Annotated in this window: 17 protein-coding genes; 8 read left to right on the forward strand and 9 right to left on the reverse strand. The window is 47.7% G+C overall.

Annotation, left to right across the window (positions count from 1 at the left end; translation table 11 throughout):
• Positions 1-136: 136 nt before the first annotated feature.
• The 4 genes from AWU77_RS04530 to AWU77_RS04545 all read right to left on the reverse strand — a co-directional run bounded on the left by AWU77_RS04530 (position 137) and on the right by AWU77_RS04545 (position 7,451).
• Positions 137-1,717, reverse strand: coding sequence for a S41 family peptidase (locus AWU77_RS04530; RefSeq protein ID WP_193747496.1), 1,581 nt, complete (start codon positions 1,715-1,717; stop codon positions 137-139).
• Between the two features lie 141 nt (positions 1,718-1,858).
• Positions 1,859-4,318: a glycoside hydrolase family 3 N-terminal domain-containing protein gene (locus AWU77_RS04535; RefSeq protein ID WP_062059757.1), complete on the reverse strand. Its 2,460-nt coding sequence runs from the start codon at positions 4,316-4,318 to the stop codon at positions 1,859-1,861.
• 240 nt (positions 4,319-4,558) lie between these two features.
• A complete protein-coding gene (xylA, locus tag AWU77_RS04540) occupies positions 4,559-5,890 on the reverse strand; it encodes a xylose isomerase (RefSeq protein WP_062059759.1) in 1,332 nt (443 codons plus the stop codon).
• Positions 5,891-5,966: 76 nt separating this feature from the next.
• Positions 5,967-7,451 carry a xylulokinase gene (locus tag AWU77_RS04545; protein WP_062059761.1) on the reverse strand — a complete coding sequence of 495 codons (1,485 nt, stop codon included), beginning with the start codon at positions 7,449-7,451 and terminating at the stop codon, positions 5,967-5,969.
• Between the two features lie 398 nt (positions 7,452-7,849).
• On the opposite strand from AWU77_RS04545, the gene AWU77_RS04550 reads away from it, so the two are divergent.
• A complete protein-coding gene (locus AWU77_RS04550; RefSeq protein ID WP_084618059.1) occupies positions 7,850-8,581 on the forward strand; it encodes an NUDIX domain-containing protein in 732 nt (243 codons plus the stop codon).
• 60 nt (positions 8,582-8,641) lie between these two features.
• Here the strand turns inward: AWU77_RS04550 and AWU77_RS04555 are convergent, their stop codons facing one another.
• The gene (locus tag AWU77_RS04555) at positions 8,642-8,830 is read right to left on the reverse strand and encodes a hypothetical protein (protein WP_062059763.1); all 189 of its coding nucleotides are present in this window, start codon (positions 8,828-8,830) and stop codon (positions 8,642-8,644) included.
• On the opposite strand from AWU77_RS04555, the gene AWU77_RS04560 reads away from it, so the two are divergent.
• Positions 8,829-10,241, forward strand: coding sequence for a sugar porter family MFS transporter (locus AWU77_RS04560; RefSeq protein WP_062059765.1), 1,413 nt, complete (start codon positions 8,829-8,831; stop codon positions 10,239-10,241). The genes AWU77_RS04555 and AWU77_RS04560 overlap by 2 nt on opposite strands.
• Positions 10,242-10,388: 147 nt before the next feature.
• Here the strand turns inward: AWU77_RS04560 and AWU77_RS20880 are convergent, their stop codons facing one another.
• Positions 10,389-10,712, reverse strand: a complete 324-nt coding sequence (locus tag AWU77_RS20880) for a hypothetical protein (protein WP_304413291.1) — start codon at positions 10,710-10,712, stop codon at positions 10,389-10,391.
• Here AWU77_RS20880 and AWU77_RS04565 point away from each other — a divergent pair.
• The 6 genes from AWU77_RS04565 (at position 10,696) to AWU77_RS04590 (ending at position 20,120) form a co-directional block, all read left to right on the forward strand.
• Positions 10,696-12,264 carry an endo-1,4-beta-xylanase gene (locus tag AWU77_RS04565; RefSeq protein WP_304413292.1) on the forward strand — a complete coding sequence of 523 codons (1,569 nt, stop codon included), beginning with the start codon at positions 10,696-10,698 and terminating at the stop codon, positions 12,262-12,264. The two genes, AWU77_RS20880 and AWU77_RS04565, sit on opposite strands and share 17 nt — an antisense overlap.
• Before the next feature lie 85 nt (positions 12,265-12,349).
• Positions 12,350-14,014 (forward strand): glycoside hydrolase family 43 protein, encoded by a 1,665-nt coding sequence (locus AWU77_RS04570; RefSeq protein WP_062059769.1) that lies wholly within the window; start codon positions 12,350-12,352, stop codon positions 14,012-14,014.
• Positions 14,014-16,875 (forward strand): glycosyl hydrolase 115 family protein, encoded by a 2,862-nt coding sequence (locus AWU77_RS04575; RefSeq protein WP_062059771.1) that lies wholly within the window; start codon positions 14,014-14,016, stop codon positions 16,873-16,875. Before AWU77_RS04570 ends, AWU77_RS04575 begins: the two co-directional genes overlap by 1 nt.
• 32 nt (positions 16,876-16,907) lie before the next feature.
• Complete coding sequence (gene manD, locus AWU77_RS04580; protein ID WP_062059773.1) at positions 16,908-18,116, forward strand: D-mannonate dehydratase ManD; 1,209 nt, start codon at positions 16,908-16,910, stop codon at positions 18,114-18,116.
• A gap of 48 nt (positions 18,117-18,164) precedes the next feature.
• Positions 18,165-19,286 (forward strand): glycoside hydrolase family 43 protein, encoded by a 1,122-nt coding sequence (locus AWU77_RS04585; protein WP_084618061.1) that lies wholly within the window; start codon positions 18,165-18,167, stop codon positions 19,284-19,286.
• Positions 19,287-19,472: 186 nt separating this feature from the next.
• Complete coding sequence (locus AWU77_RS04590) at positions 19,473-20,120, forward strand: putative glycoside hydrolase (RefSeq protein ID WP_062059811.1); 648 nt, start codon at positions 19,473-19,475, stop codon at positions 20,118-20,120.
• An 86-nt stretch (positions 20,121-20,206) separates the two neighbouring features.
• Here the strand turns inward: AWU77_RS04590 and AWU77_RS04595 are convergent, their stop codons facing one another.
• Genes AWU77_RS04595 through AWU77_RS04605 form a run of 3 tightly spaced genes read right to left on the reverse strand, consistent with a single transcriptional unit; the run spans position 20,207 to position 24,782 of the window.
• Entirely contained in the window at positions 20,207-21,712 is a 1,506-nt protein-coding gene (locus tag AWU77_RS04595; protein ID WP_062059813.1) for a tryptophan halogenase family protein, read from the reverse strand.
• Positions 21,713-21,744: 32 nt separating this feature from the next.
• Entirely contained in the window at positions 21,745-23,238 is a 1,494-nt protein-coding gene (locus AWU77_RS04600; RefSeq protein ID WP_062059775.1) for a tryptophan 7-halogenase, read from the reverse strand.
• Positions 23,235-24,782, reverse strand: a complete 1,548-nt coding sequence (locus tag AWU77_RS04605) for a tryptophan halogenase family protein (RefSeq protein ID WP_062059777.1) — start codon at positions 24,780-24,782, stop codon at positions 23,235-23,237. Before AWU77_RS04605 ends, AWU77_RS04600 begins: the two co-directional genes overlap by 4 nt.
• Between the last annotated feature and the right edge of the window lie 70 nt (positions 24,783-24,852).

The following is a 24,852-nucleotide window of genomic DNA, read 5'->3' on the forward strand; positions in this document are numbered from 1 at the left end:
AGGGAGTCGTCATCCCCGCTTGCGGGGATCCATAGATATAGAATCAAAAGCTGGACTCCCGCGAGCGGGAGTGACGATGGAAATATAAAAACCTAAATCAATAAGGGCCGCACAGAAACGACCTTTAATTTAATAATTAACGAATCATTATCTCTCGCACTTCTGGCCGCACTAACTCACCAGAAAATTCCTCTGCAGACATTTTTTGTTGGCGCCCACTCGCTGTTGCAGGGCATGTACCCGTTGCTCGTAATTGCAGCGCAGCGGCAAGCAATGCTTCGTTCGGGTCGCCCAATTCGCGCGTCAAATCATCGGCCACTTTACAACCTTTGACTTTATCCAAACCGTTATCGGTACTGGACGGAATAAAGCCGTCACTATATTCACCAAAACCTTTGGCATTAATCGCTTTAAATTGAATGGTGTAATAGGTGGTGCCGCAGTTTGGCTGCGGTAAAAAGCCATAGGGTTTGCCGCAGGTGGTATCGCCAATTAAATACACACTCACACCAATACCGCGCAAACTGTTGATAACCAATTCACTTGCCGAGCAAGTGCCTTTAGTCGCCAACACATACACACGCTGTAAATTCAGGGTAGGCAAGGTTAAAGATTTATTTAAACCATAAAGCCCAGTATCCAAAAAGCCCCAGGGATCTTCTTTAGGGCTTTTTGAATTAGCAACATCTTGATAGAACACTTTATTGCGCGTGTTTGCCCCTGCAATCATATAACCCACTTGCGCAGCAACCGAGATGTAACCACCGCCGTTGTAGCGCATATCCACCACCAGATCAGTCACACCAGAATTTTTCAGTGAGTTCACAGCAGTGACCCATTGATCTTGCGCATCAGGAATAAATGTATTGAATTGCACATAACCCACCTTGCTTCCGTTATGGTTAATGGTTTTGGCAACCGAGACGGAATCGGTCGGCAGCGAAGCCGAATCCAAAACAACCTTGCGCGTGGTACTAGCCCCTTGATCGAGAATTTCAAATTCATGCACCGCGTTAATCTGCGAGGGATAAAGTGCATCAACTAGTGTATTAATATTAACGGTTGCAACACTTAAGCCATCGATTGCAATAATTTTTGCACCGCGCTTGATACCTTTATTGGCAGCGGGCGATCCGGTATCGCTATAGGTTACATAAATGGTACGCGGAACATCCCACTCGGTTTTCAGGTTGAGGCCGTAACCGTAGGTAATACCAGCAACCCAAGCCTCTTGATTTTCAGTGGGTTCATAAAAATGAAAGTTATCTTTAGGCGAACCTGATGCGGTTTTTTTACTGGAAACCAAACGCTTAAAATAGGCTTGCGGTGTATCACCGTTGTTAGGATTTACATCCGGCAAATCTTCAAACCACAAATAGGTTTCGTAACTCCAGGAGCGCAAGAAATTTTTCTCTTGCAAGCTACTGCCTTTTTTATCAGGAAAGGGAATGCCGGTAATTTTGCTCGCACCTACACGCGGTGCCGCACAATAGTGTGCAAAACTATTTGATGACTTATAAACTCCCGCTTGCCAAGCATCCGTATTACCGCCATTAGAAATTGGATTACCGCCGCCATCTCCACCGCCACCTCCGCAGGCAGCCAATAAACAGGAGAGGCCAAACGCGAGGCTGAACTTGGCCAAACGAGTGGATGTAAGCAACACAGAAAACGAAGGACGCGAGGTGACACGCAAGTATGAAGAGGATTCTTTCACGAGAGATTTCCTTAATATCCTATAAGCCCGAGTGCGATATGCCAACGGGTAGCTGCAGGATAAAAGAAAATGGCGGATAAAACTATGCCGCAACGCAGACATCATTGAATGGCTGACACACATCCCTGTGTGACGCACAAATTAGAGCTGAGTGGTTACTACAGGCGTCAAATAGACTTTTTTGGTGGAGATATTCGTAGCCTTACCGATAATATCGATTTCACCTTTAAGTCGGATATCTGCTGACGATGCCCCCATCAGCAAATTGATCTTGCCCGGTTCCAGCACAAAATCCATATTGCGATCATAGAAACCCAACTGATTCGCCGAGAGTGTAAAGGTCACCCGCGCCGATTGATTAGGTGCGAGGCTGACACGCTTAAAGCCACGCAATTGTTTTACTGGCTGAGTCACACTCGCAACTGGATCATTGGTATAAAGCTGCACGATTTCATCGCCTGCACGCTTGCCTGTATTGGTGATAGTTACGCTAATATCAACCGATTCATTGGCACTGAGCTTGGTTTTGCTCCACTGCATATCTTTATATGCAAACTGCGTGTAACTCAAACCAAAGCCGAATGGATAAAGCGCATCAGTTTTATCAAATGCATAACCACGTTTTGCTGCAGGCTTGTAATTGTAATAAACCGGCAAGTGACCAACGGAGCGCGGCACACTCACCGGCAATTTGCCACCGGGATTTACCTCACCAAATAAAACACGCGCAAGTGCATGACCGGTTTCTTGGCCCAGATACCAGCCTTGCAAAATAGCCGGTGCGGTTTCAGCCAGCTTGCTAATCGCCAGCGGACGCCCACCGATCAACACCACCACGGTTGGCTTGCCAGTTGCCAATACAGCATCAACTAATTGTTGCTGCTCACCCAACAACTCCAAGCTAGTGCGATCCCCCAGATGGCTTTCAGCCCAAGCCTCGCGCGAAGTTGCTTCGTTATCGCCCACCACTACAATCGCCACATCACTTTTTTGTGCTGCGGCAACGGCTTTGGCAATCATGCCTTTGGTGTCCGCAGGTGTTGCGAGCACCACCTCATCTGTATGCCAGCGCTGTTTGGAGCGTGAATTTGCTGCCGCAGAATCCGCATCGGACGCCCATTTTTCAATCGTCAACAAGGTACCTTTTTCATGATGAAGAGTTACCTCAGTGCCAAGATATTCTTGCAAGCCTTGCAAAATACTGACGGTTTTTTTCGGCACATCGCTGTAGCCACCAAGCAGGGTTTCGTCTACATGCGGACCAATCAAAGCAACTGACTTTAATGCGGACTTATTCAGCGGCAGAATATTTTTTTCATTTTTCAGCAGTACGATGGATTTCTCAGCGAGCATTTGTGCAAAAGCAACATGCTTGGCATTGCCGATAAACTCTTCAACGCCCTCTTCTTTCACATAAGGGTTTTCAAACAAACCGAGCATGAATTTTTCATGTAATACACGCGCAACGGCGGTGTCGAGTTGTTTTACGCTGAGCTTCTTATCTTTTACCAATTGCACCAGGGTTTTGTAAGCATCGCCGTTTGGCGTCTCCACATCAACACCCGCAGTCATGGCCATAAGCGCCGCTTCAGATTTTTCTGCCACCAGATGATGGCGGGAAATTAATTCAGCAATGGCAAAATAGTCACTCACTACCACACCATCAAAGCCCCACTCGCCGCGCAAAATATTTTGCAGCAAATCGACATTTGAGTGTGAGGGGATGCCATCGATTTCGTTGTAGGATGCCATCACACTGCGCGCGCCACCCACCTTGATTGCTGCTTCAAATGGCGGCAGAAAAATTTCGCGCAAGCCGCGTTCACCAACCGGCGCAGGCGCTGTATTTAAACCACCGACAGGCTCACCATGACCAGCCAAATGTTTTAATGTTGCAATCACGCGATTAGGAGCAATACCTTCACCATCACCTTGGAAACCTTTCACACTGGCGACCCCCAACTCAGTGACCAGATAGGGATCTTCCCCCATGGTTTCTTCAATGCGCCCCCAGCGCGGGTCGCGTGCCACATCCAGAATAGGTGTTAATGCTTGATGCACGCCCACGGCACGAATTTCTTGCGCGGCTATTGCGTACATATCGTGAATTAATTGTGCATCCCAGGTGCTGGCCAAGCCTATCGCCTGAGGAAAGCTAGTGCCGTTGCGCGCGGCAAAACCGTGCAGGGCCTCTTCATGAAAAATCGCGGGAATACCCAAACGAGTATTTTCCACTAAATATTTTTGGATTGCATTGGTAAAAGCAACGGTTTGTGCCGGCGTCTTATTAATCGAGATAGTGGCTTTATTTTCAGCGGGGCGAGCCACCTGCCCAATACCCAAACCTAAAATATCTTTTGCATGCTCACCGGTAAACACGCCCGCGTCTGTTTCCAATTTTTGGCGATCTGCCCAGACTGTTTGCAATTGCGCCGCTTTTTCTTCCAGGGTCATACGCTTGAGCAAATCTTTTACCCGTGCATCGATGGGTTTTTCTGGATTTTTATACACCGGCTCTGCCGCTACAGTCGTGGCACTAGCCAAGGCTAGCACCATGCTTGCGATACCTATTTGATAAAACTTTTTTGTCGTTGTGTTCATTGGGTTTTGACCTCGTGTGGTTAACACTTTTACTCATTATTTAGTAAATACACTCTTGCCATTAGCAACAGCGCCTTTAGGGCAACCGTAACAACATCCTTTTTTATTTTTTATTAGATTAAAAAAAAGCCGCCAAGCATCTGGTCAGTAATGAGTCGATGTTTAGCGGCTAAGCTTTGCTAGAAAAACCGGTTAACCCAAAACAATCAGGGTTAACCAATAGGGATTTAACAACCAGAATTAACGAATGTAACGATTGATTACGTTTTCGTATAGCTCCTGACGACCACTTTGCAGAACAATCTCGCCACCTTTATTACCCAAGTCAGCCAGTTGTTGCAAAGTCAGTTTGCCTTGCTCGTAAGCCGCGCCGTTACCTGAATCAAATGATGAGTAACGCTCTTTGCGCATACCTTCCAACGGCGATTGTTGAATCAGGCTATCAGCGATTAACAATGCGCGAGCGAAAGTATCCATACCACCGATATGGCCGTAGAACAAATCGATAAAGTCAGGGGAGTTACGACGCGCTTTTGCATCGAAGTTAACACCACCACCTTGCAAACCACCTGCGCGCAAGAACACCAACATCATCTCCACAGTTTCGTTGATGTTGTATGGGAATTGGTCGGTATCCCATGCGTTTTGGTAGTCGCCGCGGTTAGCATCCAATGAACCCAACATGCCAGCGTTTGCTGCTGCTTGCATATCGTGGCACATGGTGTGGCCAGCCAAGGTCGCGTGGTTAGTTTCCAGATTCAATTTAAAATCCTTATCCAAACCGTGGTGACGCAAGAAACCAATTACTGTTTCTGCATCGAAATCGTATTGATGCTTTGAAGGCTCCATTGGTTTTGGCTCAATGAAGAAATAACCTTTAAAGCCTTGGCCGCGGGCGTAATCGCGAGCCATAGTCAGGAAGCGCGCCATATGCTCTTGTTCGCGCTTCATGTCGGTATTGAGCAAACTCATATAACCTTCACGACCGCCCCAGAACACATAGTTCTCACCGCCGAGTGCGATGGTTGCATCAATCGCATCTTTCAATTGCGCGCCGGCATAAGCCACTACGTTGAAATCTGGATTGGTGGAAGCGCCGTTCATATAGCGTGGGTTAGAAAACAGATTGGCAGTGCCCCACAATAATTTCACACCAGAAGCTGCTTGCTTTTGTTTGGCGTATTCAACGATGGTTTGCAAACGCTGGGAAGTTTCTGCGCGAGTAGCGCCTTCATCGATCAAATCTATATCGTGGAAGCAGTAGTAAGGTGTGCCGAGCTTGGTGATAAATTCAAATGCCGCGTCCATTTTTTCGTGTGCGCGCGCCACTGCATCAGCAGTTGATGACCATGGAAATACTTTAGTGCCTGGACCGAACGGATCGTGACCAGCGCCACAAAAACTGTGCCAGTAACAGGTGGCAAACTTGAAATGCTCTTTCATAGTTTTGCCTGCCACTACACGATTTTCGTCGTAGTATTTAAATGCTAAAGGATTGTCAGAATCAGCGCCTTCGAAACCGATTTTGCCAACACCAGGGAAATATTCTTTGCTACCGATAACAACGCTCATAATTTTCACCTTGAGGATTTTTTTACTAAAACACTATTCAAAAAAATTGTTTATCGCGACTTAATTTTTCACCGAATTATTGCGGCAAAAAGTGAACCCAGTTTTGATAAGCATCCTGATACTGCGCAAGCAATTCTGCCTGCGGTTCAACCACGCTCAAGCGGGTCAAACCGGTAAAAGCTTCTGTTGCTGAAGCGTAATAACCACTGCCCAACGCCGCCGCGCGCGCTGCACCTTCGGCGCCGTCGGTTTCAAACATTTCAACGGCTGCTTGCGTGGTATTGGCAAAGGTTTGGGCGAACACATCGCTCAAAAACATATTGCCTTTGCCCGCGCGCACCACATCGCAACTACCGCCCAAGGATTTCAACACATCAAAACCCTGATTGAGAGAAAACACGATTCCCTCTTGCGCGGCGCGCACCATGTGGCCTAAACCGTGGCGATTAAAATCGAGGTTGCGCAGCTGCGCGCCCAGATTTTTATTTTGAAAAATACGTTCAGCGCCATTGCCAAACGGATGGAATAGCAATCCTTCACTCCCTACCGGCACCGCTTGTGCCAATGAATTTAACTGCGGATAAGACGGTGTTGCACCCGCCTCACCCAAAGTTTGACGCAACCAGGAGTACAAACGGCCGCAGCCGTTTACACAAACCAATACACCGTTGCGATTTTTTTCTTCGGTATTGGTAACGTGTAAAAACGTATTCACGCGAGATTCCACATCTGCTGCGGGCTGATCGGTCACACCGTAAATCACACCCGATGTTCCAGCAGTTGCCGCCACTTCACCCGGCTCCAGCACATTCAAGCTAAAGGCATTGTTGGGCTGATCGCCAGCGCGATAACAAATTTTTACTCCCTCGCGCAAACCTAATTCAGTGGCAGCACTTGCACTGACATGAGATTGCACACCAAAACTCGGAACAAGATCAGGGATCAAATCACTGTCCATTCCCCAGTGCTCCAATAGCTCAGTGGCAACACGGTTTTGTTTGAAATCCCACAGCGTCCCTTCTGACAATCCAGAAGCCGTTGTATTGATCACGCCAGATAATTTCATCGCAACAAAATCACCGGGCAGCATAATTTTATGAATGCGCGCAAAAATATCCGGTTGGTTTTGTTGCACCCAGCGCAACTTTGCTGCGGTGAAATTGCCGGGCGAGTTGAGCAGATGACCAAAACAATAATCTGCCCCCAATTCCGCGAGCGCCGCATTGCCCAGCGGTACCGCGCGGCTATCGCACCAGATAATCGACGGGCGCAGCACTTTTTGGTCTTTGTCTACTACTACCAAACCATGCATCTGGTAGGAGATACCAATCGCATCAATTTGCTTGGGGTCAAAACCTGCGCGCGCAACCAAGCGCGAAAACCCCTGACGGATACAGTCCCACCAGGTATCGGGATGCTGTTCGGCAAAACCCACTGCGGGGCTGTCGATCGCCAATTCAGACTCAGGATAGGAAAGCGCGCCCAGACTCTTACCTGTGTGGCCATCCAACACCGATAACTTGACTGAAGAACTGCCGACATCAATACCAAGAAACAACATAAAGGCTCGCTAATTCAGAGGGTTAATGCGCCCGACCAGTTTTGTCGCAGCGCGATTTGCAAGGTTCAGCACAGGCCTTGTTTAAAACTTGAGCATCCCCATAAACCATATGAACAGAATAGCTTATTGTCCATCTGACAACAAGATAAAAGAGTGTAAATATTTATCAGCACTACATTTTGAGCACCAGAAACAAGCATTGGACGGCAGGCAAATCGCAAAACTGCCGCTATAGTGCACAGAGACAAGGCAGGCTATGGCGCAAAAAACGCGTTAACATGCGCCTCTCGACCATTTTTACACCGGCTTATACAATGCCCATTAAATGAACCTATCGGTCAAAGCTCTACCAACCAAAAGAAACAATCATTCAAGCGCAAGCCCTGAGGACATTGCACGTGCCCAATACCCATATTCCCGGCAGCCAACACTCCCCCGATGCATTAAGCCTAGCGGAGAATGTCATTAAAGCACTCTCTATCGACAACCTGGTGTTTGGGTTGGAAGACGATGATTTGAAAATTCTGCTGGTCAAACAAACTGACCCGCTGCACCAAGGCAAATGGGCACTGCCGGGTGGATGGATTCGCTACGACGAAAATCTGCGCGATGCAGCCTACCGCCTACTGGAAGAATTAACCGGTGTACGCGATCTGTTTTTGGAGCAACTAAAAACCTTTGGCCGGGTTGACCGCTTTCCGAGTGAGCGGGTAGTAACTATTGCTTACTACGCACTGGTGAGTGCAGATAAGTTTTCACTGGTGGCAGGCCAGAGCGCTGCGGATGTGAGCTGGCAAAGCGTGAATAACTTGCCCGAACTGGTGTATGACCACGCCGAGATTATCGAACATGGGCTAAAAGTACTGCGCCACCAAGTTTGCCACCAGCCAATCGGCTTTAATTTGCTGCCCGAAAAGTTCACCCTGCTGCAACTTCAAGCGCTGTATGAGGCAATCCTCAATACCACGTTAGATAAACCCAACTTCCGCCGCAAGATCATGAAGATGAACCTGTTGTCGCCCTGCAATGAAAAACAGCAAGGCGTGCCACATCGCGCGGCAAGCCTTTATCGCTTTGATGCCGAGGCCTACAAACACCTCAGCGAGTCAGGTTTCGCCTTTGAAATCTAACCGGAACAGATTTAACTGGCAGTTTACAATTCGCCATATAGTCATTTAAACCTTATTGCTTTAGTATCTCTTCACTCTGAAATGCCAGTTCACGAGACTGGCATCTTCTCTGTCTCCGACCTCAAACACCTCTCGGCAGCTGCCCGCCATCCGGCAACTGTGATATGGTCGCGCCGTCGAACCAGCGGCAATAACAAACCAGCCCGCAAGGCCGGTATAAAAAGATAATTCAATAATAGGTATATCCATGAACGAGACCTCCAGCGCGAATCAGGCGAATACGCCGTTTATTATTCTCATTAGTGTCATCGCCACTATCGGTGGCTTTTTGTTTGGCTTTGATAGTGGTGTTATTAACGGTACGGTTGATGGACTGCGAACCGCGTTTAACATCAATACCGCCGGCTTTGAAGTTTCATCCATGCTGCTCGGTTGTGCGGTGGGTGCATTCTTTGCTGGTACCCTTGCCGATAAATTTGGGCGCAAAATTATCCTGATCATTTCTGCGGTATTGTTTATTGTGTCGGCTTGGGGCTCAGGCGTAGCAACAGGTTCGATAGAATTTATTATTTATCGCATTTTGGGTGGCTTAGCCGTAGGTGCCGCCAGTGTGATGTGCCCGGCTTATATCAGCGAAGTTGCGCTGGCGAGATATCGCGGCAAACTCAGCTCGGTGCAACAAGTTGCCATTATCACCGGCCTCACCGCTGCGTTTGTGAGCAACTATTTCCTCGCCAAAACTGCAGGCTCATCGCTATCCGTATTCTGGTTAGGCTATGAGACCTGGCGCTGGATGTTCTGGATGGAACTGATCCCTGCCGTTATCTTTTTTGTGGCACTGCTATTTATCCCCGAAAGCCCGCGCTTTTTGATGGCTTCCGGCCAAAAAGATAAAGCAAAAACTGTGTTGATCAAACTCTACGGCACAGCTGAAGGCACCGCAAAAGTCAGCGAAATCGAAGCATCTTTAGCGTCCGACCATCACAAACCACGCCTGTCCGACATTATCGATAAAGCCACCAAGAAAGTTCGTCCGATTGTTTGGATTGGTATTGGTTTGGCAGTTTTACAACAATTTGTCGGGATTAACGTGGTGTTTTACTACGGCTCAGTACTCTGGCAAGCGGCAGGTTTTTCCGAATCTGACTCGCTGTTAATCAACGTAGTCTCCGGTGTGGTCAGTATCGGCGCCTGTTTTATCACCTTTTTTGTGGTCGACAAAATTGGCCGTAGACCGCTGCTTTGGATCGGTTCGCTGGGCATGACCATTACCCTGTCGCTGGTCGCCATTGCCTTTTACGGCGCGCCGCTCGATGAGCAAAATAAACTGATCCTCTCCACCGAAATGGGCACCCTGGCACTGATCGCCGCCAACCTGTACGTGATTTTCTTTAACGTATCCTGGGGTCCGGTAATGTGGATCATGCTCGGTGAAATGTTCCCCAACCAGATTCGCGGTTCTTCCTTGGCGGTTGCTGGCTTGGCGCAATGGGGCGCAAACTTCCTGATCACCTTTACCTTCCCCTATCTGCTCGCCTCGTCACTCGGCTTGCCTGGCGCCTATGGCATTTACGCTTTCTTCTCCGCCTTCTCGATTTTCTTTGTGCTCAAGCTGGTCAAAGAAACCAAAGGCAAAGAACTGGAACAGATGGAAGGCTAAACCGGCAAGGGACGCACATCATCCCACAGCAACAAAAAAGGCGAATCCGCAAGGGTTCGCCTTTTTTGTTGGGGTAAATTGTATTGGAAAAATTGCTTACACTTCTTAAACACTGCAGCTGGTATACAAGCAAATCCAACTTATGGTTTAATTGACCACAACAATAACACCATAAACAGAGAACCATGCCATGCACCAGATCCAACGCTTGATCCCGCTGCTTTTTGTCACCCTCGGACTCACCGCCTGTGGCGGCGGAGGTGGAGGTAAATCACCTTCATCTTCCAGTCCTGCATCATCAACACCAGCCTCATCGGTTGCACCTAGTTCAACGGCAGCATCCTCAGTTGCGCCGTCATCTACCCCTGCATCATCTGTGGCGCCCAGCTCAGTAGCGCCCTCGTCCACGCCTGCCTCATCTATCGCCGCCAGCAGCTCAAGTGCTGCTGCGACTGTGCTAAACCTGAGCATGACCAGCGGCTGGCGCGGCAACGGCACCGGTAATAGCGGCATCACTTACAACAGCGATGGAGTCAGTTTTACCGCTAGTGGCGACAATATCGGCGCAGTGACCGATATAGCCAAACCTATCCTGCTGGAAGATGCAGTGATCAGCATGGTGGTAAATGTCAGCTCGGAATTCAAAGCGAGCGGAGCCAGCCTACAAATTTTTGCGCAGATCAAAGGCGGCAGCTGGCCGGGTGAATGGAATTGCTGGTCAGGCAATGAAACACTGACCGCAGGTGCAGACAGCACTATCACCTGTACCGTGAAAGAAGATGATAAAAAATTCAATCAAACAGATAGCGACGTGCAAATTGGTGTGCAAGCCAAGAACGCACCAACCGGTGTAGTTACTATCAAAAGCACCAAGATAACACTCGCCAGCAGCCAAACCAGTTCGGCAGCAACCAGTAGCACCGCCTCCAGTGCAACCAGTGTTTACTCAGCCAATGTAGATAGCCTGCATGCACTGGCAAGCTTTCCAATTGGCGCCGCCGTCACCAACAATGACTATGCTGCCTACAACATTCTCACCAATGCCTCTGAAAAAGCTGTGGTGGAAAAACATTTTGATCAGATGACCGCAGGCAACATTATGAAGATGAGTTACCTGCAACCAACGCAAGGCAACTTTACCTTCACCAACGCCGATGCCTTTGTGGATTACGCAAAAAGTAAAAACATCAATATTCACGGCCACGCTCTGCTCTGGCATTCAGACTATCAAGTGCCTGGCTTTATGAAAAACTGGAGCGGTTCTGCGGCAGATTTCATCGCTGCGGTAGAGACCCATGTCACCACCATTGTCACCCACTACAAAGCCAAGGGTAATCTGGTGAGCTGGGATGTAGTGAACGAAGCGCTGAACGATAGCAGCCCATCTAACTTCCGTACCGACTCAGCTTTTTACAGCAAGAGCGGCAATAGCGCTGTGTACATCGAAAAAGCATTTCAAGCGGCGCGCGCGGCCGATGCCAATGTGACGCTCTACTACAACGATTACAACATCGATCAAAACAATGCCAAAACCACCAAGTTGATTGAAATGCTGACTGACTTCCAAGCGCGCAATATTCCTATCGATGGCGTCGGCTTCCAGATGCACGTATTTATGGATTACCCATCCATCGCCAACATCAGCGCCGCAATGAAAAAAGTGGTTGATAAAGGCCTGAAAGTAAAAATTACCGAATTGGATGTGGCAGTAAACAACCCTTACAGCGGCAGCTGGCCGGGCAACAAAGTCAGCACCTTTAACAATACCGTTGCACTGGCACAAAAGAAGCGTTACTGCGAAATTGTGAAAGCCTATTTGGATACAGTGCCTGCAAATTTACGCGGTGGTATTACTGTGTGGGGCACCACCGATGCCAATACTTGGCTGAACGATTTATTGAAATCGCCAAGTCAATACAACGGTGAAAAAATTGCTTGGCCATTATTATTTGATAGTAACTACAACGACAAACCTGCACTGCGTGGATTTGCCGATGCATTACAAGGCACAGCGTGCAACTAAGAATTTAACCGTGTTTTAACCTTCATCCCTTTTGGGCAGTTACGCAAGTGGCTGCCCATTTTTTATCTATGCCCGAGGTAAATATATGAAAGCAAAACAACTGACTGGTTTTTTAGCTGCCAGCTGCTTGTCATTAAGTGCGCTTGCCAACGACAACCAAGCAATAAACTTTTATCAATTTACCTATGAAGGCAAAGATGCCGTTTTTGCACAAAAACCGGCGCAGGGCCAATTCCAAAATCCAATTATTGCCGGTTTTTACCCTGACCCTAGCATTACCCGCGCAGGTGATGATTATTATTTAGTGACATCCTCTTTTTCTTATTCCCCCGGTGTGCCCATTTTTCACAGCAAAGATTTGGTAAACTGGAAATCGCTCGGTCATGTATTGGTTACTCCGAAACAACTACCACTCTACAAACAACAAACATCACGTGGCATTTATGCACCAACCATTCGCTATCACAATGGTACTTTCTATTTAATTACCACACTCGTGGATGTGCGCGGCAATTTTATTGTCACCGCTAAAAATCCTGCAGGCCCCTGGTCTGATCCTATTTTATTACCGGAAGTGGGCGGTATAGACCCGGATATTTTTTTCGATGACGATGGCCGCGTATACATCGCCCACAACGATGCTCCTATAGGTGAACCACTCTACGAAGGTCACCGCGCGATCTGGCTGTGGGAGTTTGATCTTGAGAAGAAAAAAATTATTAAAAACTCGGGCCGCATGATTGTAAATGGCGGCACCGATCTGGCAAAAAAACCGGTATGGATTGAAGCGCCACACATCTACAAAATTAACGGCTGGTACTACTTATTGTGTGCAGAAGGTGGCACTGGTTACGATCACAGTGAGGTCGCATTTCGCACCAAAGATCTCAGCAAACCATTTGAACCCTACTCTGGCAACCCCATCCTGACCCAGCGCGATTTAGATATCAATCGCCCGAACCCTATCACCACCGCGGGTCATGCAGATTTAATCCAAACCAAAGAGGGAGAGTGGTGGGCAGTCTTTTTAGCCACTCGCGCCTATGACAAAACTGCGTACAACACCGGGCGCGAAACCTTTTTATTGCCGGTCAACTGGAAAGATGGATGGCCAATTATTTTGGAGAAGAGCAAAGAAATCCCCTATCAAACAACCGCACCCAAAATTACCTCAACCACCAAAGATGCAGAGCCGACCACAGGTAATTTTATCTGGCAGGATAATTTCTCCAGCAAAACACTACAGCATCAATGGGTCAGCTTGCGCACCGCGGATTCACCTTTTTATAAACTGCAAAAGAATAGCATTCAGTTACAAGCATTAACTATAGGGTTGGACGAACTGGAGCAGCCAGCTTTTCTCGGCCGCCGCCAGCAACACACTCAATTCGCCGCCAGCACCGCGCTGGATATTCCAGCAGAAAAAGCCTCCGCAGGCATAGTCGCATTACAAAGCGAAACCGCACATTATTATTTCGGCGCAACGACCAGCAACGGCAAAACGCAATTATTTATTGAGCAAGCCAACCAAGGTGCACCCAAGGTCATCAAGACACTAGTCCCTACCGATATTGGCAAACGTTTAACACTGGAAATTACCGGCAACGCAGGCAAGATAAATTTTTATTACCACAATAAAGATGGCAATAAAAAACCGGTACTGGAAAATGCAAACGCAAAAATCCTGAGCACGGAAGTTGCCGGTGGTTTTGTTGGGACATTGTTAGGTATTCATGCGAGGGCAGAATAATGCGCAGATTTTTTCTCTTCTGTATTTTTTTATTGCTTGCACCAGCCAGTTTCGCACTGGGTGAAAAATCCTGGCTGAGCACATCAGCTGGTCACAACCTGGTGCTGACCGATAACAACAGCAGCGCCGAATTGATTATCGATAACAATGAATTCCCCGGCGTGCTGCGCGCCGCAAAAAATTTACAGACTGATATCGAAAAAGTCAGCGGTAAAAAGCCGGCGCTCACCCATCTCATCGGCGATAAAAAATCATCGCTGGTAATTATTGGCACACTCGGCAAAAGTAAATTGATCGATCAATTGATTGCCGCAAAAAAAATCGATGTGAATAAAATTCGCGACCAATGGGATGCCTATCACGTCGAAGTCATCGAACAACCGTTCCCGCAGGTACAGCGGGCACTGGTGATTGTCGGCGCCAACAAACGCGGCACCATGTACGGTATTTACAGCTTGAGCGAACAAATCGGCGTATCGCCTTGGTATTGGTGGGCCGATGTGCCGGTAAAAAAACAAACCGCTTTGTACATTGATAAAAATGTGCATGTGAGTGAAATCCCCAAAGTGAAATATCGCGGCATTTTTCTCAACGATGAAGCGCCCGCACTCACCAATTGGGTGACTGAAAAATACGGTAACTACAATCACCAGTTTTACGAAAATGTATTTGAATTATTACTGCGTTTAAAAGCGAACTTTTTATGGCCAGCGATGTGGAACAACGCCTTTGCCGATGACGACCCACAAAATATGATTCTGGCCGATGAATACGGCATAGTCATGAGCACCTCGCACCATGAACCGATGATGCGCGCCGACAAAGAGTGGAACCGCTACGGCAAAGGCCCGTGGGAATATTCAAAAAATCCGGAAAATTTGTACAACTTCTGGGTCGATGGAACCAAGCGCAATAAGCCCTATGAGAGTATTTACACCTTGGGCATGCGCGGCCAACAAGATGAACCGATGAGCGAAGGTGAAAATATCGATTTACTGGAAAAAATTGTTCGCGACCAACGCAACATTATTAGCGATGTATTTGGTAAAGATCAGCTTACCAAAGTACCTCAGGTGTGGGCGCTGTACAAAGAAGTGCAAGGGTTTTACGAGCGCGGCATGCGCGTGCCCGATGATGTAATCCTGCTCTGGTGCGATGACAACTGGGGCAATATTCGCCGATTGCCGTCACCCGCTGAGCGCAATCGCGCGGGCGGCGCAGGTGTTTATTATCACTTTGATTATGTCGGTGGGCCGCGCTCTTATCGCTGGATCAATACAGTTTCCATCGCCAAAATTTGGGAGCAAATGCATCTCGCTTACGCCTATGAGGCGAATCAAATTTGGATTGTGAATGTGGGCGATTTAAAACCCATGGAGTACCCGATTGAATTTTTCCTCAACATGGCCTGGAACCCGGAGGCTTGGCCGAAAGAGCGCATTCCAGAATTTGCGACACTCTGGGCCGAGCGCGAATTTGGCAAACGACATGCGCAGGAAATTGCGGCGATTATGACCGGCTATACACGCCACAACTTGCGTCGCAAACCCGAATTGCAAGACGCCACAGTTTACAGCCAACTCAACTACGCTGAAGCCGACCGGGTGACGGCAGAGATAAAATCCTATACCGCGCGAGCAGAAGCGCTCTACGCAAAAATCCCGAAGGAACAGCGCGATGCGTTCTATCAACTCGTGCTCTTCCCTGCCAAAGCGAGCGCGATAGTCACCGAGCTTTACGATGCGCAGGCGAAGAACCATCTCTATGCGCAGCAGACCCGCGCCAACACCAATGAATATGCCGATAAGGTGCGCAGATTATTCGCCGCCGATGCAGCACTGGAGCAGGAGTATCACCAACTAAATGGCGGCAAGTGGAATCATTTTATGTCCCAGCCACATATAGGCTACAGCCATTGGAATAACCCGCCAGAAGATACGCTGCCAGTTACCCACCACTACCAGCCGCATAACTCGGCCGAAATGGGCATAGCCGTAGAAGGTGTAGCATCCGCCTGGCCAAGCCCCGGCAACTACCAATTGGGGCGTTTTGACCCTTTCGGCCAACAACAAAGAACCATTGAACTGTTCAATAAAGGTAAAGAATCGTTCGTCGCTACTGCCAAAGTGAGTGCACCTTGGATTATACTTAGCCACACTAGTATACAAGTTAACTCTGTGGCGCAACTTCAGGTATCCATCGACTGGAGCAAAGCCCCCAGCGGAGAAGCTTCCGGCAACATACAAATTGCAGGTACAGGTTGGGGCAGCGCCAGTATTGCGATTAAAGCGTTTAACCCCGGCATCAAAAAACGTGCACTAAAAGGCTTTGTCGAAGCAGACGGTTATATCGCAATTGAGGCGGAACATTATCAACGCAAAGGCGACGCCCGCGATGACAAGGGGGCAACGCTGAGCTGGGAGAAAATCCCTGAGCACGGGCGCACCCTGTCATCCATGTCGGTTTATCCGATTACTGATACTCGCTTTGCAGTGGCGGAACAGGCGCCCTATTTGGAATATGAGATTTACCTGACACGCGCAGGCACATTTTCGCTCATCGGATTATTTGCGCCCAGCTGGCCGATGATGCCGGGGCAAGGTTTACGCTACGCGATTGCGATTGATGACCAACCAGCGCAGATAATCGATTTAACCGCCGATATGAGCAGCGCCACTTGGGACGAAACCGTGCGCACTAACGTACGCACCAGCCGCAGCGAACACGTGTTTAACAAGCCCGGCACGCACAAGCTGCGCATTTACAGCCTCGACCCGGGAGTGACGCTGCAGAAAATTATGATTGATACCGGCGGCCTGTTACCCAGCTATTTGGGGCCGGAGGAGAGCCGCTTTTACTAACTACATTTAACCAGCAGTAGAGAAGCCATTGAATGAAAATTGTTGATGCGAAAGTGATTGTCACCTGCCCCGGCAGAAATTTTGTCACACTGAAAATTACTACTGATCAGGGCGTTTACGGCATCGGCGATGCAACACTCAATGGCCGCGAAAAAAGTGTGGTCTCTTATCTGGAGGATTATTTAATCCCCGCATTAATTGGCCGCGATCCACAGCAAATTGAAGACATCTGGCAATTTTTTTATCGCGGCGCCTATTGGCGTCGCGGGCCAGTGGGCATGACTGCGCTGGCGGCGATTGATGTCGCGCTCTGGGATATCAAAGCCAAGCTGGCGAATATGCCGCTCTACCAATTGCTTGGCGGAAAAAGCCGTGAGCGCATCCTGACCTACACCCACGCTAACGGCAAAGATTTGGACTCCACGCTCGATGCTGTGCGCAAAGCGAAAGAAAAAGGCTATCAGGCAATTCGCGTGCAGTGCGGCATTCCCGGCATCGAAAAAACCTATGGTGTTGCCAAAGGCGATAAAAGTTATGAGCCGGCAGATGCGGATTTACCTTCGACCGAAGTCTGGTCCACCGAAAAATATTTGAATTTTATTCCCGAAGTATTTGCCGCTGTGCGCAAAGAATTTGGCCGCGACATTCACTTGCTGCACGATGTGCATCACCGTTTAACGCCAATTGAAGCGGCGCGCCTCGGTAAAGAGCTTGAGCCTTACCATTTGTTTTGGATGGAAGATGCAGTGCCCGCCGAACATCAGGAAGCCTTTAAACTAATTCGCCAACACACCACCACACCGCTGGCCGTGGGCGAAGTATTTAACTCAATTCACGATTGCCGCGAGCTGATCCAGAATCAATTAATTGATTACATACGCACGACCATTGTGCACGCTGGCGGTATCACCCATGTACGCCGCATCGCCGATTACGCCAGCCTGTTTAATGTGCGCACCGGCTTTCATGGCGCAACGGATTTATCGCCTGTGTGCATGGGCGCTGCGCTGCATTTTGATTACTGGGTACCTAACTTCGGCATTCAGGAGCATATGGCTCACAGCGCACAGATGGATGAGGTATTCCCTCACGCCTATCAATTTGAGCGCGGCTTTTTTACCCCAGGCGAAGCGCCGGGGCACGGTGTGGACATAGATGAAACGCTCGCCGCCAAATATCCCTACAAGCGCGCCTGCCTACCTGTGAATCGGTTGGAAGACGGAACGCTCTGGCATTGGTAAGATTGTGCTGGCAAACAGCAAAACACAATCCACAACGAGACAATAATTATGACAACACAACAAATCCTGATGTCTAGCCTCATCGCTGGCAGCTTGCTCATCAGCGGCTGCCAAGATAAAACCGCACCTGAGACTAGCACTGCAGCTGCTTCATCCGTTGCTGCTGTAGCGCCCGCACCAACACCAGCAGATCCAGCGCAATTTATCGGTCAACCACTCATCAGCGAGATTTACACCGCCGATCCATCTGCCCATGTGTTTAACGGCAAAATTTATATTTATCCCTCACACGACATAGATACAGGCACCACCTCTGAAGGAGATGGCGATAAATTCGATATGAATGATTATCGCGTGCTCTCTATGGATAGCGCCGATGGCACCGCGACCCTGCACGATGTAGCACTGAAACTGGAAGATGTACCCTGGGCCAGCCGTCAACTTTGGGCGCCTGACGCGGCGGAAAAAGACGGCAAGTACTATTTATTTTTCCCTGCTAAAAACAAAGAGCAGATTTTCCAGATCGGCGTCGCCACCAGCGACTCGCCTACCGGCCCATTCAAAGCCGAACCCGAGCCAATCAAAGGCAGCTTCAGCATCGACCCAGCCGTATTTAAAGACGATGACGGAGCCTACTACATGTACTTCGGCGGCATCTGGGGCGGCCAATTACAGCGCTGGGCCAGCGGCAGCTATGTTGAAGAAGATAAATATCCAGCAAGTAATGAACCCGCCTACAGCCCGAAAATCGCCCGTATGAGCGACGACTTGCTGCAATTTGCCGAAACGCCAAAAGATGTGCAAATCATCGACGGCGGCGGTGTTCCGCTGCTGGGCACAGATACCAATCGCCGCTTTTTTGAAGCAGCTTGGGTACATAAATTTAACGGGAAATATTATTTATCCTACTCCACCGGCGACACCCACTTTATCGCCTACGCGATTGGCGACACCCCCTACGGCCCCTTCACTTACAAAGGCATGGTGTTAGCACCAGTTTTAGGCTGGACCAACCATCACTCAATCGTGAAGCACAACGACAAATGGTATTTGTTCTACCACGATTCACAACTGTCCGGCGGCCAAACCCACCTGCGCAATGTGAAAGTGACTGAGCTAGTTCACAATGACGATGGCACCATTAACACCATTGATGCCTATCTCGACTAGCGTCTACTGCACTGATGCAACAACCCGGAACCCCGCCCGATTAAATCCGGCGGGGTTTTTATTATTTGAAAGTCAAAACACAAAAATTGACTTTTGTCATACTAGGTGAATATTATTTGAACGCCAGCAAATGTCTTATCAATGGCAAATAGCCCTAATAATAATTACTCACACGAGACTAATTCCATGCGCAATCTTCTCATCAAACTGCTAAAAACATTACCCTCAGTTGCCCTTGTTTGCTTCCTATCGCCACTCACTAGTCAGGCGCAAAACACGCTTAATCCTAATTATTTTTATTTGGTCAAAGGCGAGTTAATTGGCCGCAGTATTTCACTCGGCGATCCCAGCAATTGGAGCACAAGCTTGCAAGGGCGCGAGGGAAAATCAGCAAGTAGCAAAGTGGCTGTAGCCCCAACCGACTTTAAAGCGAAAGGCGATGCTATTCAAATAACTTGGTCGCGCAAAAAAATGCAAGGGAACTTGGGGCTCTATGGTAATGCAATTGATTTATCCAAGTTTAAAGACGCTGCATCATTAACTATTGATATGCGTGTCGATGTTAAACCAGATAAGGACGTAAAAATCGGACTGGACTGCGGCTACCCTTGCCGTGCCGAACTGAGCATCAATAAAATGATCAAAACCATGCCCAAGGGTGAATGGTTTTCTCTGCCACTTCCACTGAATTGCTTTCAGAGCGACAATTTTGACCTGAGTAAAATTGTTGGCCCGTTTAGCATTGGAACAGAGGGAAAGTTTACTGTAAGTATCACCAATATCCGCATAGAAAAATTGCCGGATGGTGACAAAGGCTGCGCCGCTAACGAGTAAGTACAGACAGAAAGGGCGCATATCAGTTTTTCTGAATGCGCCCCTACAACCCCAATTGAGTCAGCTATTAGGGGGATGTATTAAAATTATTCCGCTTTACAGTTATCCGCTATATATCGTGTGTGCGTAGGCATAAAATCAATGCACTTATTGATGACCTGCTCGTACGCTTTGAACCTTTCTGCCAGCTCAGCCAAAGGCATTGAATCTACTGCCGGATGGTACTCTTCCGCTTGAATCCCCTGCCCCTCAAAAACGGCGAGCCAACTCGGAGTGCTAAATAACTCCTCGTTTTCTCGATAAATTCGCCCAGTGGAAACATAAAGTTTGATTTTCTCGCGCAAATATTCAGGTATTTCCATGCTGCGACAATAGTTCCAAAAATCAGAATCTGTGCGTTCAGTAGCCTTGTAATGCAAGATTAAAAAATCACGAATGCGCTCATACTCAAAAACCGTATTTTTGTTATATAGCTCTGCACCGTCTTCCATAAAACGCCGCGATGGAAACAAATTAATCAACTTGGAAATTGCTGTCTGAATCAAATGGATGCTCGTAGATTCCAACGGCTCCAAAAAGCCGCTGGAAAGGCCGATTGCAACACAATTTTTATTCCAAAACTTCACGCGGCGACCCGTTTTAAAGCGAATCACACGAGGGTCAGCGATGACGGCGCCATCCAAGTTTTTTAACAGTACTCCTGTTGCCTCATCGTCGCTCATGTACTGACTTGCATACACATGCCCGTTTCCAGTTCTATGCTGTAACGGTATACGCCATTGCCACCCAGCTGTGTGCGCAGTAGCGCGAGTGTAAGGAATTGGCTCTTCAATTTTCTCACAAGGGGCAGCCACTGCACTATTACAAGGAAGCCAATGCGACCAATCTTCAAACCCGGTTTTGAGCGCGCCTTCAATTAACAGGGCACGAATTCCAGTGCAGTCGATAAAGAAATCGCCTTCTATGACAGCACCACCCACAAGAGACAATGATTTTATATAACCACTATTTTCACATAGCTCAACCGAAGAAATTTTGCCTTCTGTACGAACAACGCCACGAGCCTCTGCATAACCTCGCAAGAATTGCGCATAACGGCCCGCATCGAACTGAAATGCATAACCAAAATCAGACAGAGGTGAACCATTGATATTGAGCGGTCGAGTAAACTTTTTGTGCCGCGCCGCCATGGTGGCAATAGAGTAACTTTCCAAACTCGAGGCTAATCCGCTACTTTTTAGTTTTAGCCAGTACTGATGAAATGGAAACGCATTTATGTCTTCACCATAAGAACCAAATGGGTGAATATAACTCTGACCTATTTTTTTCCAGTTAATAAACTCAATCCCCAACTTAAATGTTGCCTGAGTTTTTTTCATGAATTCATTTTCGTCAATTTCCAGAATTTGATTAAACTTTTGGATATGAGGAATTGTTGCCTCGCCCACACCAATAGTTCCAATCTCTTCCGACTCGACTAGATGCACATCATAATTAGTACATCCCAGCACCTTACTAAGCGCCGCGGCAGTCATCCAGCCCGCTGTACCACCACCGGCAATGACTATTTTTTTAATTTTATTATCACTCATAATATCCACACTGAAATCCAGAGTAAGGGTAGTTACTTAAGTATTGCGTACTTACCTAAAATCTCATCTTCATCAGAAAGTTGGGCAGCCAGATTTGAATTCACCATGCGCATTTGACCCAAACGCTTAACAACCAATTCCAAATTGCAGCCATTTAATAGAACATCGTGCTTTTCAGGCCAATAGTTATTCCCCAACAACAACGATACCCATGAGCCAGGCATCCAAGTTTCGTATTCTTCGAACGCCAACTTGCCTCGCTCTTTAAATAGGCTAAGTTTTCGCTGTAGCTCAGCGGTGCGCGGAATTTTGCTAGTGCAAGACCAAAACCCAGAAGATTCGGCGGCACCTAATAATAAATTGAGCTGCTGATAATCCAGCACTCGAGCATATTCATCGGATGTCAACTGATTATATTGTTGCGCAGAAAAATCGTTCACACCCGCAGCGGAATACAAATCAATAAAGCGTAAAACACCACTTTGTACATGATGTAAATAAGAAAAGGTAAGCTCGGTAAAATTACCCGCAGCGGCACCTATTGCAAGGCAGTTTTTTACCCAAAATCTTTCCCTTCTGCCAGGCACGATAGTCAATGGCTGCACAGCATCCGACAACTCAACACCAGCGAAATTTATTGCAGCGGTCATTGCTGCATCATCAGACTCATACTCGCTGTTATAGGTTAGCGAGTACAACGTTTTATCTTTCAATGGAATCGATTTTAGCCAGCCCCCGCGACACACTGACAAATCAGTACACAATCCTGACTTGGCTGCACCGCCTACAAGATCGATCTGCTTATTAACGGGCAATTCTTTATCCCATTTTAAAAACTTATCGCCTGGCAACTGCCGCACTAAAACCGAATCACTGCCACTACAATCAAAAAAGAAATCTCCACCAACCACTTCGCCAGAAGTCAGCACTAGCGCTTTAATATTGCCATCGGCATCAAGATTTAAATGATCCAATTGGCCGCAAATCACTTCCAAGTGTTTTCTCACAGCACATGTTTGCATCAACTGGCTATATTGCGAAAGATCAACATGCAAGGAGTAATCTAAGTTAAAACCCTGCTCAACTAAGTCTTTATTGAGAAACCCAAACTTTTTTGCTGCGGCAGCTTGCGCGGCTAAAGAGTACGCATCAAAAGCCGTTGTATCACCGCATTGATGTAACAAAACTGCATATTGATGAAAATCAATACCATCAAGCATGCTGCCGTAATTACTAAAACCATGAATAAAGTTTTGCCCCGGTTTGGACCAATTTTTATACAGTGCTCCAAGCTTAAACGTGGCCGATGTTTGCCCCATAAGCTCCCGCTCAGAAATCCGCATACTGGCATGAAACCGGCGTAAAGAAGTAAATCCCGAGTCAGCGATCGAAGGCTCTTTCGTATTCACGCCAGGGTTAACAAGCACAACTTTGAGAACATCTACCGTATAAGCATTTGTAAGCGCGGCAGCCGTAACCCAGGCGCTCACGCCTCCGCCATAAATAACAAGTCGATGAGAGGTCATTGGCGCCCTCCGTATAAACTCATTAACGCCCTCGGACGCCCATTTGTTTTAGCTTGATGCTGCTCTAGAAATACGTGATGCGCAGGCATTTGCATCGCAGCGCGATCAATAAGCGCCTCTATTTCCAACATTGTTTTTTCCAACTGTGAATTAGTCATCCAATTAACGCGTGGGTCATAAGCACTCGGCACCACTCCCTGCCCGAGATATACGGCAACCCAACTAGGCTCCAAAAATAATCCCCCCTGATATTCAACCACATGCCCACGCTCGCGAAACAGCGCCATTTTATGAGCGAGCTCATCGGGAATTGACATGTTTCGGCAATAATCCCAAAAAGGAGCATCGTTACGCTGGGTCGCATGATAGTGGAGAATAAGAAAGTCCCTGACTCGCAAATACTCCATATCCATTAAACGGTTAAACTCATCGACTCCGGCTAAATCAAATTTTTTGTCTGGAAAAAACTCTATCAACTTCATTATTGCAATTTGAATTAGATAGATACTTGTCGATTCAAGCGGCTCGAGAAATCCACCCGACAAGCCAATTGCAACGCAGTTTTTATTCCATGCTTTTTTTCGCTTTCCAGTAGTAAATTGTAGAAACTTAGGATCGGCAATCAACTTTCCATCGATATTACTCATCAAGGTATCGCAGGCGTCTTGATCAGTTATAAACTCACTGCAATATACATGGCCATTACCCGTGCGATGGCGGAGCGGAATCCGCCAACGCCATCCAGCAACTTGTGCAATTGCCTTCGTGTAGGGCAATAGCGCCCCGTCCAACTCGGAAGGCGCAGCAACAGCTCTATTGCACGGCAACCAGTGGCTCCAGTTTTCATAGCCTGTTTTAAGTGTTTGCTCTATGAGAACTCCGCGAAAGCCAGAACAATCAATGAAGAAGTCGCCGCCGATTACCGCTCCAGTTTCAAGCTGCACCGAGCTAATTTCGCCATTATCGCGCTGATTAACTGCAACCACTTTTCCTTCTTCACGGACGACCCCAAGGTTTTCACTGTATTTTCTTAGGTAGGATGCATACATACCGGCATCTATATGGAAGGCATAAGAATAGGTCGAAAAAACTGACCGCTCATCACTCATGGGGAACATAAACTTTTGTTGTGCTGCTGCAACAACAGGGAGCGAATAATAATCTATGGACTTACCCAATCCCTGAAAATGCTGCCTTAGCCAGTAATGATGAAATGCAACGCCATTGATTTCCCGGCCATACTCACCAAATGGGTGAATATATGCATCGCCCATCTTGCCCCAATTAGAAAACTCAATGCCCATTTTATAGGTTGCATTGGTTGCCGCCATAAATTCAGCTTCATCAATTCCAAGGGTTTGGTTAAAAAAGCGCAAATGCGGCAGCGTTGCTTCACCCACGCCGACAGTACCAATAGCCTCAGATTCAATTAATGTAATAGCGTAGCTTTTATTTTTGAGAAAGTGAGCAAGCGCAGCCGCTGTCATCCAACCAGATGTTCCTCCACCAATAATTACAATTTGTTTTATTTGTTCTTCCTGCATGGACTAACCCCACTAAAGAATTGTTATAAGCAAAAAAAAATGCACACGGCAATAATGCCGTGTGCATCCT

It is taken from the genome of Cellvibrio sp. OA-2007, from assembly GCF_000953825.1.
Lineage (GTDB): Bacteria > Pseudomonadota > Gammaproteobacteria > Pseudomonadales > Cellvibrionaceae > Cellvibrio.